This is a genomic window from Pseudomonas sp. BN515 (assembly GCF_029873155.1).
Lineage (GTDB): Bacteria > Pseudomonadota > Gammaproteobacteria > Pseudomonadales > Pseudomonadaceae > Metapseudomonas.
Window position 1 is genome coordinate 25,690 of sequence record NZ_SSOH01000031.1, and the last position, 12,663, is coordinate 38,352.

13 protein-coding genes are annotated in these 12,663 nt (G+C 65.1%); 11 read left to right on the forward strand and 2 right to left on the reverse strand.

Translation table 11 applies throughout. The features are described from left to right. Positions 1 to 22: 22 nt before the first annotated feature. Positions 23 to 904, reverse strand: coding sequence for a LysR family transcriptional regulator (locus E8E91_RS09365; protein ID WP_280375515.1), 882 nt, complete (start codon positions 902 to 904; stop codon positions 23 to 25). Between the two features lie 108 nt (positions 905 to 1,012). Between E8E91_RS09365 and E8E91_RS09370 the strand changes: the two genes are divergently transcribed. From E8E91_RS09370 to E8E91_RS09405, 8 genes are all read left to right on the forward strand, one after another. Continuing rightward, on the forward strand, positions 1,013 to 2,146 hold the full coding sequence (locus E8E91_RS09370) for a TDT family transporter (protein WP_280375516.1): 1,134 nt from the start codon (positions 1,013 to 1,015) through the stop codon (positions 2,144 to 2,146). Positions 2,147 to 2,251: 105 nt separating this feature from the next. Continuing rightward, on the forward strand, positions 2,252 to 4,252 hold the full coding sequence (gene tkt / locus E8E91_RS09375; RefSeq protein WP_280375517.1) for a transketolase: 2,001 nt from the start codon (positions 2,252 to 2,254) through the stop codon (positions 4,250 to 4,252). Between the two features lie 96 nt (positions 4,253 to 4,348). After that, positions 4,349 to 5,398, forward strand: a complete 1,050-nt coding sequence (gene epd, locus E8E91_RS09380; RefSeq protein ID WP_280370889.1) for an erythrose-4-phosphate dehydrogenase — start codon at positions 4,349 to 4,351, stop codon at positions 5,396 to 5,398. Positions 5,399 to 5,426: 28 nt separating this feature from the next. Beyond that, positions 5,427 to 6,590 (forward strand): phosphoglycerate kinase, encoded by a 1,164-nt coding sequence (locus tag E8E91_RS09385; RefSeq protein ID WP_280375518.1) that lies wholly within the window; start codon positions 5,427 to 5,429, stop codon positions 6,588 to 6,590. Between the two features lie 206 nt (positions 6,591 to 6,796). Continuing rightward, a complete protein-coding gene (locus tag E8E91_RS09390; RefSeq protein WP_280375519.1) occupies positions 6,797 to 6,991 on the forward strand; it encodes a hypothetical protein in 195 nt (64 codons plus the stop codon). A 46-nt stretch (positions 6,992 to 7,037) separates the two neighbouring features. After that, a complete protein-coding gene (locus E8E91_RS09395) occupies positions 7,038 to 7,355 on the forward strand; it encodes an MliC family protein (RefSeq protein WP_280375520.1) in 318 nt (105 codons plus the stop codon). A 122-nt stretch (positions 7,356 to 7,477) separates the two neighbouring features. Continuing rightward, complete coding sequence (gene fba, locus E8E91_RS09400; RefSeq protein ID WP_280370897.1) at positions 7,478 to 8,542, forward strand: class II fructose-bisphosphate aldolase; 1,065 nt, start codon at positions 7,478 to 7,480, stop codon at positions 8,540 to 8,542. Between the two features lie 67 nt (positions 8,543 to 8,609). Next, positions 8,610 to 9,071, forward strand: coding sequence for a hypothetical protein (locus E8E91_RS09405; RefSeq protein WP_280375522.1), 462 nt, complete (start codon positions 8,610 to 8,612; stop codon positions 9,069 to 9,071). Positions 9,072 to 9,203: 132 nt separating this feature from the next. Here the strand turns inward: E8E91_RS09405 and E8E91_RS09410 are convergent, their stop codons facing one another. Beyond that, on the reverse strand, positions 9,204 to 9,875 hold the full coding sequence (locus E8E91_RS09410) for a polysaccharide lyase family 7 protein (RefSeq protein WP_280375523.1): 672 nt from the start codon (positions 9,873 to 9,875) through the stop codon (positions 9,204 to 9,206). Positions 9,876 to 10,403: 528 nt separating this feature from the next. Between E8E91_RS09410 and E8E91_RS09415 the strand changes: the two genes are divergently transcribed. From E8E91_RS09415 to E8E91_RS09425, 3 genes are read left to right on the forward strand one after another with little or no spacing between them, the layout of a single operon-like run. Continuing rightward, positions 10,404 to 10,898, forward strand: a complete 495-nt coding sequence (locus E8E91_RS09415; protein ID WP_280370903.1) for a M48 family metallopeptidase — start codon at positions 10,404 to 10,406, stop codon at positions 10,896 to 10,898. A 53-nt stretch (positions 10,899 to 10,951) separates the two neighbouring features. Then, positions 10,952 to 11,707, forward strand: coding sequence for a transporter substrate-binding domain-containing protein (locus tag E8E91_RS09420; RefSeq protein WP_280375524.1), 756 nt, complete (start codon positions 10,952 to 10,954; stop codon positions 11,705 to 11,707). A gap of 47 nt (positions 11,708 to 11,754) precedes the next feature. After that, positions 11,755 to 12,651, forward strand: coding sequence for an HDOD domain-containing protein (locus E8E91_RS09425; RefSeq protein WP_280375526.1), 897 nt, complete (start codon positions 11,755 to 11,757; stop codon positions 12,649 to 12,651). Positions 12,652 to 12,663: the final 12 nt, after the last annotated feature.

Below are 12,663 nucleotides of genomic sequence, written 5' to 3' on the forward strand. Positions count from 1 at the left end.
TTTGATATTGAGTGATCGACGGTCAGACGGGCGTTCGCACCCGTTCGAGGAAGGCGGCGGGCGCCGGGCTCAGGCTCTGGCCGGGGCGCCAGAGGGCATGAAATTCGCGTTCGATTGCCAGATCGCGCACGTCCAGGCTCGCCAGGCGGCCGCTGGCCAGTTCCTCACGGACCATATGGGGCGACAGCCAGGCGATGCCACGGCCGTCCTGCACCAGGCGCTTGAGGGCTTCGGTACTGCCGATGGACATGCGTACGCGCAGGTCGATGCCCCGTTCGCGGTACGCCTGCTCGACGCTGGCGCGGGTGGCCGAGCCCTGTTCGCGCAAGTAGTGGTCCTGCCCGGCGAGGTCGCGGGCGCTGAGTTCGCCGCGCCCGGCCAGTGGGTGCTCTGGACCGACCACCGGCAGCAGCCGGTCGCGGTCCAGCAGGTGGCTGGCGAAGGCCTGGTTGTCGAAGGCGCCTTCGACGAAGCCCAGGCTGATGCGGCCGTCCTCCAGCTGCGCAGCCACCTCGCGGGTATTGCTCACGGCCAGGTCCACCACCACGGTGGGATGCGACTGGTGGAATTGCTCGATCAGCTCCGGCAGCAGGTAGCTGCCCAGCGTGGCGCTGGCACCGAGGCGCAGTTCGCCGTCCCCCAGACTGGCGAAGCCGCGCAGGTCGCGCTCGGCGGCGGCTTCCAGGGCGAAGATGCGCTGGGCGTATTGCAGCAGGCGTTCACCGCCCTCGGTCAGGCTGACGCCGCGGGGCCGGCGGTCGAACAGGGGCAGGCCGATGCTGGCTTCCAGGTCACGGATTTCCCGGGTGACGGCCGGCTGGCTGATGAACAGGCGGGCAGCGCCGTTGCTGATGCTGCCGCTCTCGGCGACAGCGAGAAAGACTTTGAGGTGGTGCAGATTCATAAATAAAAGGCATGCGATAGATGCTGAATATGTATTTTTCATATAGCACAGCCTTCCCTAGTCTGGCTTCGTTCTTCCCGCCACGGGACCACCCGACCGGAGCCCTCCATGCCACGCCCCTTTACCCGCCTCGCCGAACCCTTCGCCTTCGTTCGCCAGTTCACGCCCAACTGGTTCGCCGTGACCATGGGCACCGGCGCGCTGGCCCTGGTGATTGTGGCACTGCCCTGGGGCGGAGCGCTGGAGGGGCGCCTGGCTGAAGGTTTCTGGCTGTTCAATGCCGTCCTCTTCGCTGGTTTCGCCCTGCTGTTCATGGCGCGGATCCTGCTGTTCCGCGACACCCTGCGGCCGATGCTGCTGCACCCGGTGCAGTCGATGTTCCTCGGTGCCATTCCCATGGGGCTGGCCACCCTGATCAACGGCCTGGTGCTGTTTGGTGTGCCGCATTGGGGCGAAGGAGCGCTCGCCCTGGCCCACGGGCTCTGGTGGCTGGATGTGGTGCTGGCCCTGGGCGTCGCCCTGCTGGTGCCCTTCCTGATGTTCACCCACCAGGATCACGCCCTGGAGAAGCTCACCGCCGTCTGGTTGCTGCCCATTGTCGCGCCCGAAGTGGCGGCGGCATCGGCCGGCGTGCTGGCGCCGCACCTGGCACCGGAGGCCGCACGGCTGGTGCTGGTGACGGGTTATCTGCTCTGGGGTGTGTCCCTGAGCCTGGCGTTCTCGCTGATCACCCTGGTGCTGCTGCGCCTGGCGCTGCACAAACTGCCGGGCAGCGAGTTCGCGGCCACCAGTTGGCTGCCGGTCGGCCCGCTGGCCACCGGTTGCCTCGGTCTGCTGAGCCTGGGCAAGGCGATGCCCGCGGCTTTCGCCGGTACTGCCCTGGCCGGCGTGGCGGAGCTAGCCCGTGATGTCGGCCTGATCGGCAGCCTGCTGCTCTGGGGTGCAGCGTTCTGGTGGCTGGTGATGGCGCTGTTCTGCACGCGCCGTCATCTGCGTCAGGACATGCGCTTCAACCTCGGCTGGTGGGGTTTCACCTTCCCGCTGGCGGTCTTCACCCTGGCGACCTTCGAGTTGCAGCGTCGCACCGGGATCGCCTTTTTCGGCCCCGTGGGCGGGGCGCTGGCCCTCGGACTGGCGTTGATCTGGCTCCAGGTGATGGCTCGTACGCTGGCCGGTCTCTGGCATGGCGAACTGTTCCAGGCGCCCTGTCTTGCGGCTGCCGCAGGGTTTTCCCGCACCTGACTGGTGAAACTGCGACCATCTGTGATTGCCCGCGACCTGCCGGCTGGGCGAAAATAGCGGCCTTTTTTCGATTAGCCGTCTATTCAGACCTGCAGGAGATAAGCGATGCCCAGCCGTCGTGAGCGTGCCAATGCCATTCGTGCCCTGAGCATGGATGCGGTGCAGAAAGCCAACAGCGGCCACCCCGGCGCCCCCATGGGGATGGCCGATATCGCCGAAGTGCTCTGGCGGGATTACCTGCAGCACAACCCGAACAACCCCGAATGGCCCAACCGCGACCGCTTCGTGCTGTCCAACGGCCACGGCTCGATGCTGAACTACTCGCTGCTGCACCTGACCGGCTACGACCTCACCATCGAAGACCTGAAGAACTTCCGCCAGCTCGGCAGCCGCACCCCGGGCCACCCGGAGTACGGCTACACCGCCGGTGTCGAGACCACCACCGGTCCGCTGGGCCAGGGCATCGCCAACGCCGTTGGCTTCGCCATTGCCGAAAAGACCCTGGCTGCCCAGTTCAACCGTGACGGCCACAACATCGTCGACCACAACACCTACGTGTTCCTCGGCGATGGCTGCATGATGGAAGGCATTTCCCACGAAGTCTGCGCATTGGCCGGCACCCTCGGCCTGGGCAAGCTGGTCGCCTTCTACGACGACAACGGCATCTCCATCGATGGCGAAGTCCACGGCTGGTTCACCGATGACACCCCGAAGCGCTTCGAAGCCTACGGCTGGCAGGTGATCCGCAACGTCGACGGCCATGACGCCGACGAGATCAAGACCGCCATCGAGACCGCGCGCAAATCCAGCGACCGTCCGACCCTGATCTGCTGCAAGACCGTGATCGGCTTCGGTTCGCCGAACAAGCAAGGCAAGGAAGAGTGCCACGGCGCTCCCCTGGGCAACGACGAAATCGCCCTGACCCGCGCCGCGCTGGGCTGGAACCACGCGCCCTTCGAAGTCCCGGCCGACATCTACGCCGAGTGGGACGCCAAGGCCGCCGGTGCCTCCCGCGAGGCCGAGTGGAACGAGCGCTTCGCCGCCTACGCCGCCGCCCATCCGGAACTGGCCGCTGAATTCCAGCGCCGCATCAAGGGCCAACTGCCGGCCGATTTCTCCGCCAAGGCCGATGCCTACATCGCGGAAGTGGCCGCCAAGGGCGAAACCATCGCCAGCCGCAAGGCCAGCCAGAACGCCCTGAACGCCTTCGGCCCGCTGCTGCCGGAATTCCTCGGCGGTTCGGCTGACCTGGCCGGCTCCAACCTGACCCTGTGGAAGGGCTGCAAGGGTGTGTCCGCCGAGGACGCTTCCGGCAACTACCTGTTCTACGGCGTGCGCGAGTTCGGCATGAGCGCCATCATGAACGGCATCGCCCTGCACGGCGGTTTCATTCCGTACGGCGCCACCTTCCTGGTGTTCATGGAATACGCCTGCAACGCCGTGCGCATGGCCGCCCTGATGAAGAAGCGCGTGCTCTTCGTCTACACCCACGACTCCATCGGCCTGGGTGAAGACGGTCCGACCCACCAGCCGGTCGAGCAACTGGCCAGCCTGCGCTGCACCCCGAACCTGAACACCTGGCGTCCGGCTGATGCGGTGGAATCCGCGGTGGCCTGGAAGGCTTCCATCGAGCGCAACGACGGCCCGAGCGCGCTGATCTTCTCCCGCCAGAACCTGCCCCACCAGGCTCGCGACGCTGCCCAGGTGGCGAACATCGCCCGTGGCGGCTACGTGCTGAAGGACAGCGACGGCGAACCGGAACTGATCCTGATTGCCACCGGCTCCGAAGTGGGCCTGGCCGTCCAGGCCTATGACGTGCTGACCGCCGCCGGCCGCAAGGTTCGCGTGGTGTCCATGCCGTCCACCAGCCTGTTCGACCAGCAGGACGCCGCCTACAAGCAGGCCGTGCTGCCGGTGCAGGTTGGCGCGCGCATTGCCATCGAAGCTGCCCATGCGGACTTCTGGTACAAGTACGTCGGCCTGGAAGGCCGCGTGATCGGCATGACCACCTTCGGTGAGTCGGCGCCGGCCGCTGCCCTGTTCGAGCACTTCGGCTTCACCGTCGACAACATCGTCGCCACCGCCGAAGAACTGCTGGACGTCTGACCCGTCCGTAGGAGCGAACTTGCTCGCGAGGCTTCTTGCTTCGCGAGCAAGCTCGCTCCTACAGGATTTCCTACCCCTCGGTCCTGCGAGCGCACCATGCCAAGCAACCGCCCCTTCAAAGTCGCCCTCAACGGCTACGGCCGCATTGGCCGTTGCGTGCTGCGCGCGCTCCATGAGCGCAGTGGCGGGGCGAGCTTCGAGATCGTCGCGCTGAACGACCTGGCCGACCAGGCCAGCATCGAGTACCTGACCCGCTTCGACTCCACCCACGGCCGCTTCCCCGGCGAAGTGCGAGTGGATGGCGATTGCCTGCACATCAACGGCGACTGCGTGAAGGTATTGCGTAGCGCCGAACCGGAAGGCATCGACTGGGCTGCCCTGGGCGTGGACCTGGTGCTGGAATGCTCCGGCCAGTACACCCATCGTCAGCAGGCCGAGCGCTTCCTGGCTGCCGGCGCACCCCGCGTGCTGCTGTCCCAGCCTATGTCCACCGAGTCGGACATCGACGCCACCATCGTCTATGGCGTCAACCAGGACAGCCTGACCGGTGCCGAGAAACTGGTATCCAACGCGTCCTGCACCACCAACTGCGGTGTGCCGCTGCTGAAACTTCTCAACGAGTCCGTGGGTCTGGAATACGTCTCCATTACCACCATCCACTCGGCGATGAACGACCAGCCCGTGATCGATGCCTACCACCACGAAGACCTGCGCCGCACCCGCTCCGCCTTCCAGTCGGTGATCCCGGTATCCACCGGCCTCGCCCGCGGTATCGAGCGCCTGCTGCCGGAACTGACCGGGCGCATCCAGGCCAAGGCGATCCGCGTGCCGACGGTGAACGTGTCCTGCCTGGACATCACCCTGCAGACCGCCCGTGACACCTCGGCCGCCGAGATCAACCGGGTGCTCCGCGAAGCCGCCGAAAGCGGCCCGCTGAAGGGGCTGCTGGCCTACACCGAGCTGCCCCACGCCAGCTGCGATTTCAACCACGATCCCCATTCCGCCATCGTCGATGGCAGCCAGACCCGTGTGTCCGGCCCGCGCCTGGTCAACCTGCTGGCCTGGTTCGACAACGAATGGGGCTTCGCCAATCGAATGCTCGACACCGCAGACCACTATCTGCGGGTTTCCGCTGCTTCTCGTTAACTACCAGCCCCCGTGAAGGACTGACCCCATGACCGTGTTGAAAATGACCGACCTCGACCTCCAGGGTAAGCGCGTGCTGATCCGTGAGGATCTCAACGTGCCGGTGAAGGACGGCGTCGTGAAGAGTGATGCGCGCATCCTCGCCTCCCTGCCGACCATCAAGCTGGCACTGGAGAAGGGCGCGGCGGTAATGGTCTGCTCCCACCTGGGCCGTCCCACCGAGGGCGAGTTCTCCGAAGAGAACAGCCTCAAGCCGGTGGCTGACTACCTGTCCAAGGCCCTGGGCCGCGAGGTTCCGCTGGTGGCCGACTACCTGGGTGGTGTCGACGTCGCCCCTGGCCAGGTGGTGCTGTTCGAGAACGTGCGTTTCAACAAGGGCGAGAAGAAGAACGCCGATGAGCTGGCCCAGCAGTACGCCGCCCTGTGCGACGTCTTCGTGATGGACGCCTTCGGCACTGCCCACCGCGCCGAGGGTTCCACCCACGGCGTGGCCAAGTTCTCCAAAGTCGCCGCTGCCGGCCCGCTGCTGGCTGCCGAGCTGGACGCGCTGGGCAAGGCCCTGGGCAGCCCGGCCCGTCCGATGGCCGCCATCGTTGCCGGCTCCAAGGTTTCGACCAAGCTCGACGTGCTGAACTCGCTGTCGCAGATCTGCGACCAGCTGATCGTCGGCGGCGGCATCGCCAACACCTTCCTCGCCGCTGCCGGCTACAAGGTGGGCAAGTCCCTGTACGAAGCCGACCTGGTGGACACCGCCAAGGCCATCGCCGCCAAGGTCAGCGTGCCGCTGCCGGTGGACGTGGTAGTCGCCAAGGAATTCGCTGAAAGCGCCGCTGCCACCGTCAAGGCCATCGCCGACGTGGCTGACGACGACATGATCCTGGACATCGGTCCGCAGACCGCCGCCCAGTTCGCCGAGCTGCTGAAGTCCTCCAAGACCATCCTCTGGAACGGTCCGGTAGGCGTGTTCGAGTTCGACCAGTTTGGCAACGGCACCAAGGTCCTGGCCCAGGCCATCGCCGAAAGCCCGGCCTTCTCGATTGCCGGTGGTGGCGACACCCTGGCGGCGATCGACAAGTACGGCGTGAACGAACAGATCTCCTACATCTCCACCGGCGGCGGTGCTTTCCTCGAATTCGTCGAGGGCAAGGTGCTGCCGGCAGTCGAGGTGCTGGAACAACGCGCCAAGGCGTAACGGCCTGCTGCGCGTCGGAATAGCTGCGTTGAAAATGGCTTCAGACTGCTCATTTACAGTCGTAAACTCCGCGTCTTCAGCCATTTTCGCCTTGCTCTTCTCTAGCTCGCGAGGCCGCGAGGATTGGTGCCTCGGCGTAAAACGGCCTAAACCATGGCAGGGCTCCGCGGTCCCTTGAACAGGGCTAGCGAAAAGGAGTACCTGCCATGCGCTACGCTGCGATTCTGCTGATTCTCTGTGCTGGACTCTGGGGCTGTGCCGGTGGCAAGCCCTCCAGCACTTGTGACGTGATGAGCCCGCCCCAGGTGATGGTCCCGAGCAATCAGGATGACCAGCGGGTAGAGGCGCAGGCCAGTGGTGACCCCACTGAGAGCAACGAAGGACAACAGCATTGCCCGTGACGGAGCGGTGCGCGGATGGCCGGAGCCGTCCCCCAAGGAGACGTGGATGAAAGGATGGTTCGCCCTCGCGGGCCTCGCGCTGCTGGCCGGTTGTGCCGGTCAACAGGCTCCCAGCGATGATTGGACCCGCTGGGTATGCGACAGCCAGACCGAAGTACTCTGGCGCTTCGCCGATGCGAGCCAGGAGAGCGTTGATCTGCGTCTGGGCGGCGGCGATATCGTCCACCGCCTCAAGCGGGAACCCTCGGGCTCCGGCGCGCTCTACACCGACGGCAACCTGGCTTTCCACACCAAGGGTGATGAAGGCCTGGTCTACTGGGTCGCTACCGACGACCTGATTGGTCGCGGCTGCAAAGCCCTCTGACCCGTTTTTGATTTTCCCCGGGGCGGGCGCATGACCGCTCCTCCCCGGGAACTTGAACCCGGCCTGCCCCTGCGGCAGGCTTTGCAATTTGACAGCCCACCCAATCGGGAGACTGAAACACCATGGCACTCATCAGCATGCGCCAGATGCTGGACCACGCCGCCGAATTCGGCTACGGCGTACCGGCTTTCAACGTCAACAACCTGGAACAGATGCGCGCCATCATGGAAGCGGCCGACAAGACCGATTCCCCGGTGATCGTGCAGGCCTCCGCCGGTGCCCGCAAATACGCTGGCGCCCCCTTCCTGCGCCACCTGATCCTGGCTGCCATCGAAGAATTCCCGCACATCCCGGTGTGCATGCACCAGGACCACGGCACCAGCCCTGACGTCTGCCAGCGCTCCATCCAGCTCGGCTTCTCCTCCGTGATGATGGACGGCTCCCTGCGCGAAGACGGCAAGACCCCGTCCGACTACGAATACAACGTGCGCGTCACCCAGCAGACCGTTGCCTTCGCCCACGCCTGCGGCGTGTCCGTGGAGGGTGAGCTGGGCTGCCTGGGATCCCTGGAAACCGGCCAGGCCGGTGAAGAAGACGGCGTTGGCGCCGAAGGCATCCTGGACCACAGCCAGATGCTGACCGACCCGGAAGAGGCAGCCGACTTCGTCAAGAAGACCCAGGTGGATGCCCTGGCCATCGCCATCGGCACCAGCCACGGCGCCTACAAGTTCACCAAGCCGCCGACCGGTGACATCCTCGCCATCGACCGCATCAAGGAAATCCACAAGCGCATCCCCAACACCCACCTGGTGATGCACGGTTCTTCCTCCGTTCCGCAGGACTGGCTGGCGATCATCAACGAGTTCGGCGGCGACATTAAGGAAACCTACGGCGTGCCGGTCGAGGAAATCGTCGAAGGCATCAAGTACGGCGTACGCAAGGTGAACATCGACACCGACCTGCGCCTGGCTTCCACCGGTGCCATCCGCAGCTTCCTGGCCAAGAACCCGGCCGAGTTCGATCCGCGCAAATACTTCGCCAAGACCGTCGAAGCCATGCGCGACATCTGCATCGCCCGTTACGAAGCTTTCGGCACCGCCGGCAACGCCTCCAAGATCAAGCCGATCTCCCTGGATGGCATGTTCGCGCGCTACGCCAAGGGCGAGCTGGCCGCCAAGGTCAACTGATCCCGTAGTGCTTCACGAGGAGCCCCGCAATGCGGGGCTCTTTCGTATCCGGCAAAAGGAGTTTCCGATGCGTCTGCCCCTGATGATGGGGTTCGCCCTGCTGGTCGCAGGCTGCGCCGGCCAGCCGCCGGTGGCCCCCGCGCCGCCGCCCGAGCCGGTATCCAGTGATCCGCAGCAGTGCCTGGACCGCACCGACTGCACCACCAAGACCTCGCGCACCCTGATGTTCGTCTTCGACTACGCAGAAGCCGGCGGCGCTCTGGTTCAACGCAAGGGCGTCTGGCTGTTCACCCCGACTGCGGCCAAACCGTCCGGCTGGCCGTCGCTGAAGATCCGTCTGGCTGACCCGCCCACCGGGCGCTTCGAGTTCGCCAGCCAGTGTCCGGCCGGGGATTGCCGGATCAGCGAGGGGGAACTGCTCCGGGTGTATCGCAGCTACCTTGGCGGTGAGCCCTGCTCGTTGCTCGATCCCAAGGCATTGGCGCGTTGCGTTGAGCCCGAAACCCTCACCCCCAGCCCCTCTCCCTGAAGGGAGAGGGGAGCTGTTTGTGCGAAGGCCGTCATTTGCGTTCGGCATCACTCCCGGTTGCCAGCGAGCTTCATTCATTCAGGCGCGAGTCACCCCTCTCCACGTTGGGGAGAGGGGCCGGGGGTGAGGGAGTCAAGGCACCCGATGCTCGATCTTCAGGCTGTAGAAGGTCGCCTTCCCCGCCTCGGTCTCGTATCCCGTGTTGTCCTGCGCATACACCCCCGCCTTGAAGTACAGCGGCTTCGGCGCCCAGGCCGTGGACAGCTGTTGGCTCCACAAGCTGCCATTGACCATCACGCTGAGCACGCCCTTCGGCGACAGGTCGATCACATAGCTGAAGCGCTGGTTCAGCGGGATGCCACTGAGCAGCGGGATCACGGTGCTGGTTTCCTCGGTGGGCGAGTTGCGCACCTTGGCGACGATGTTGGCCGTCTGGCTCGTGGTCTTGAACTGGTACTCCAGCTTGAGCAGCGGGCTGGAGCTGCCGAAGGCGTGGATCTGGCCGATCACCAGCTTGCCGGTGGAAGGCACCTGGCTGACGGCGAGGTTGGCGCTGAGCAGGTTGTCGGCGCTGGGATAGCTCCAGTTGCGCAGCTCGCCGTCGGCGTAGGTCTCGCGCAGTTCGCTGCGCGGGTACGCGGCGTTGGCAGTGGTGGTGCCGTTCACCGGAACCCAGAAGGTCACGCCCGTGGAGGTGCTCTGGAAATAGTGGTCCTGGTAGCCACCCACCAGCAGCGGGGTTTCGATGGTGACAGCGGGTACGCCTACGGGCAGGGTCAGGTTCCAGGTGGAGAGGTCAATCATGACGGAGTTCTCGAAAGGAACTTCCAGTCGGGCGCTGCTTATCCTCGTCACCCAGATACTGGGGCGGCGTTCCGGCCAATCGCGCTCGAACCAAAAGTGAGGTTGCTGGTGGCAGTTGCCTGCCGTGTCGTCCGAAGGCGTTGCGGCCGTCTCGCGAGCGCTTTATACGGATTCGCAGAGTGGCTTGTCAGTTACCGATTGTCGGCATGTTGACGTCAAAAAAATGCCTTATTTCCGATTGGCCAGCATTGCGATATTGCCTCCGGCGACCGAGGCGGATTCGGCCGGATATGACCGGCCTTGATGGATAAGGAAATTTTCCCAAGGGGTGCGCCGGTTTTTTGAAAGGCTCTGGCTCGGTGCTATCAGCGATGCGAGTGGCGCACTCGAGGGGGAATTTGCTCGAAAATTGAACTGCGTCGCAAAGCCCCAGGGAACTATTCGAGGTGCGGTCGACTGGTCCGGGAGGCGCTCGTAAAAGGCTGTGCTCGGGTAGACTGTCGCGCCCCCATTCCCACCAGCTTTGTCATGACCAGTCTCAAGTACCTCCGCGGCTACCCGGCCCACCTCCAGGAACAGGTGGCGCAGATGATGGCCGCCGGCCGCCTCGGCGAGTACCTGGAGCGCCGCTATCCGGGCCGCCACGAAGTGCAGAGCGACAAGGCGCTGTACAGCTACGCCATGACCCTGAAGCAGGAGCACCTGCGTAACGCGCCGGCCCCGGACAAGGTGCTCTACGACAACAAGCTCGATGTGGTGCACAAGGCCCTCGGCCTGAACACGGCCATCTCGCGGGTGCAGGGCGGCAAGCTCAAGGCGAAGAAGGAAATCCGCGTCGCGTCGCTGTTCAAGGAAGCCGCGCCGGAGTTCCTGCAGATGATCCTGGTCCATGAGCTGGCGCACCTGAAGGAACGCGACCACACCAAGGCCTTCTACCAGCTGTGCGAGCACATGCTGCCCGGCTACCACCAGCTGGAGTTCGATCTGCGCATCTACCTCACCTGGCGGGAGCTGCCGGGCTGAGCCGAACGCCTGCTGCTAGGCTCTGAGGTAGCAGCCGACCGAGGTTCGCGGACATGCGTCCCACTCTCCGCACCCTCTGTTTCGTCCTCTGGGTGCTGGGCCTGGTCCCCTTCGCCGATGGCCGGGAATTGCTCGCAGTCGGCACCGAATTCCCCGGTATCTATGTCCTCGACCGCAGCGGTGAGCCGCGCGGGCTCGGTGTTGATGCGTTGCGCGTGATCGCCCGCGAGCTGGGTTATCAGGTGCGTTTCGAGCACTACCCCTGGGCACGCGCGCAGAAGCTGGTGGAAGAGGGCCGCGCCGATGTGCTGATCGGCCCCTACCGGACCGCCGCGCGGGAGCGCCGTTTCCAGTTCGCCGAGCCCGGCTTCTACCGCGACAGCGTCGTCTTCTATGCCCGCACGGACTCTGCCAGCAGTTGGGACGGCACCCTGGAAAGCCTCCTGGGGAAACGCATCGCCATCATCCACGGCTGGATCTACGGCGAACGCTTCGAAGCCATGCGCGGCCAGCTCGACCAGCACGTCACGCCCTCGGTGGAGCATGCCTTCAAGCTGCTGATGGCCGGGCGCGCCGACCTGGCCGCCACCAACGTGCGGGATTCCCGGCCGCGCATCGAAGAGCTGGGTATCGCCGACAAGGTGCATCGCCTCAAGCCGGACATCGATACCCAGGTGGGCTATTTCGCCCTGCCAAGAGGCGAATCCCACCGCCAGCTCCGTGACGACATCGGCCGCACCCTGCGACAGATGCGTGCCGATGGTCGGCTGGCAAAGCTCGCAAAGCCTTATGGCGTGCCGCTTCCCTGAGCAGGTCGTCCGATTGCCCCAATCGACCGTGGGCGTTGGAGTGGCACATGGCTACACTGCCGCCACAGGAAGAAGGGGGAGCCGGATTGAACGCAGTCGAGTCGGATTATTCGATCTACCGCAAGGTGGTCACGCAGTTGATGAATGGCGAGGAGCAACTGCCCAGCCTGCCGATGATCACCCTGGATATCCGCCGCGCCCTGGCTGATCCGAACGTCTCGGTTGCCCGTCTGAAACAGGTCATCAGCAGGGACCCGGCCCTCAGCGCGCTGCTGATGAAGCACGCCTCCAGCATCGTGTTCCGCTCCACCCAGCCGCCTAGGACCCTGGAAGACGTCATCCGCATGCTCGGCCTGCAGGAGGTGGACCGCATCACCCTGGTGCACAGCCTGAAGAGCCTCTTCACCCTTCACAGCGTCGCCCACAAGCAACTGTTCGTTGGCGTCTGGGGAAGGCTGACGCGGCAGGCTGCCATCAGTGCCGTGCTCGCCCGCCCCCTGGGATTCACTTCGCCAGACCACGCACTGCTGGCCAGCCTGCTCTGCGATGTCGGCGAGCTGGCGGTGCTCTCTGCATTCAAGGACGCCAGTCAGGTACCAGGCCCCGAGGTTTATGCGCGGCTCTGTCGCGAATACGGCCAGTCCCTGAGCGTGATCGTGCTGCAGAAATGGGCCGTGGATCAGAGCTACATCGAGGTGGTGCGCGGCGCTCGGCGCTGGGACGTCGACAGTGGCGGCCGGCTCGGCCTGATCGATCTGGTCAACCTGGGCCTCTACCATGCCATGCGCGACGATGGCCGATTCGCACAGCTGCCGCCGCTCGACCAGCTCGCCGCGTTCCGCAAGCTGGTACCGCCATCGGACGTGCTGGACGCCGGGGGAGGGCTGGCCCTGGTTTCCGCCCATCAGGACGCCATCCAGCGCACGGCCAGCCTGCTGCGCTGAAGGGCGCACCTA

Bases quoted from the DNA above. Each gene is read 5' to 3' on its own strand.
- E8E91_RS09420 (WP_280375524.1), top strand. From the start codon at position 10,952: ATGCGTCCCACTCTCCGCACCCTCTGTTTCGTCCTCTGGGTGCTGGGC.
- E8E91_RS09365 (WP_280375515.1), bottom strand. From the start codon at position 904: ATGAATCTGCACCACCTCAAAGTCTTTCTCGCTGTCGCCGAGAGCGGC.
- E8E91_RS09425 (WP_280375526.1), top strand. From the start codon at position 11,755: ATGGCTACACTGCCGCCACAGGAAGAAGGGGGAGCCGGATTGAACGCA.
- E8E91_RS09370 (WP_280375516.1), top strand. From the start codon at position 1,013: ATGCCACGCCCCTTTACCCGCCTCGCCGAACCCTTCGCCTTCGTTCGC.
- tkt (WP_280375517.1), top strand. From the start codon at position 2,252: ATGCCCAGCCGTCGTGAGCGTGCCAATGCCATTCGTGCCCTGAGCATG.
- fba (WP_280370897.1), top strand. From the start codon at position 7,478: ATGGCACTCATCAGCATGCGCCAGATGCTGGACCACGCCGCCGAATTC.
- E8E91_RS09415 (WP_280370903.1), top strand. From the start codon at position 10,404: ATGACCAGTCTCAAGTACCTCCGCGGCTACCCGGCCCACCTCCAGGAA.
- E8E91_RS09390 (WP_280375519.1), top strand. From the start codon at position 6,797: ATGCGCTACGCTGCGATTCTGCTGATTCTCTGTGCTGGACTCTGGGGC.
- E8E91_RS09410 (WP_280375523.1), bottom strand. From the start codon at position 9,875: ATGATTGACCTCTCCACCTGGAACCTGACCCTGCCCGTAGGCGTACCC.
- epd (WP_280370889.1), top strand. From the start codon at position 4,349: ATGCCAAGCAACCGCCCCTTCAAAGTCGCCCTCAACGGCTACGGCCGC.
- E8E91_RS09405 (WP_280375522.1), top strand. From the start codon at position 8,610: ATGCGTCTGCCCCTGATGATGGGGTTCGCCCTGCTGGTCGCAGGCTGC.
- E8E91_RS09395 (WP_280375520.1), top strand. From the start codon at position 7,038: ATGAAAGGATGGTTCGCCCTCGCGGGCCTCGCGCTGCTGGCCGGTTGT.
- E8E91_RS09385 (WP_280375518.1), top strand. From the start codon at position 5,427: ATGACCGTGTTGAAAATGACCGACCTCGACCTCCAGGGTAAGCGCGTG.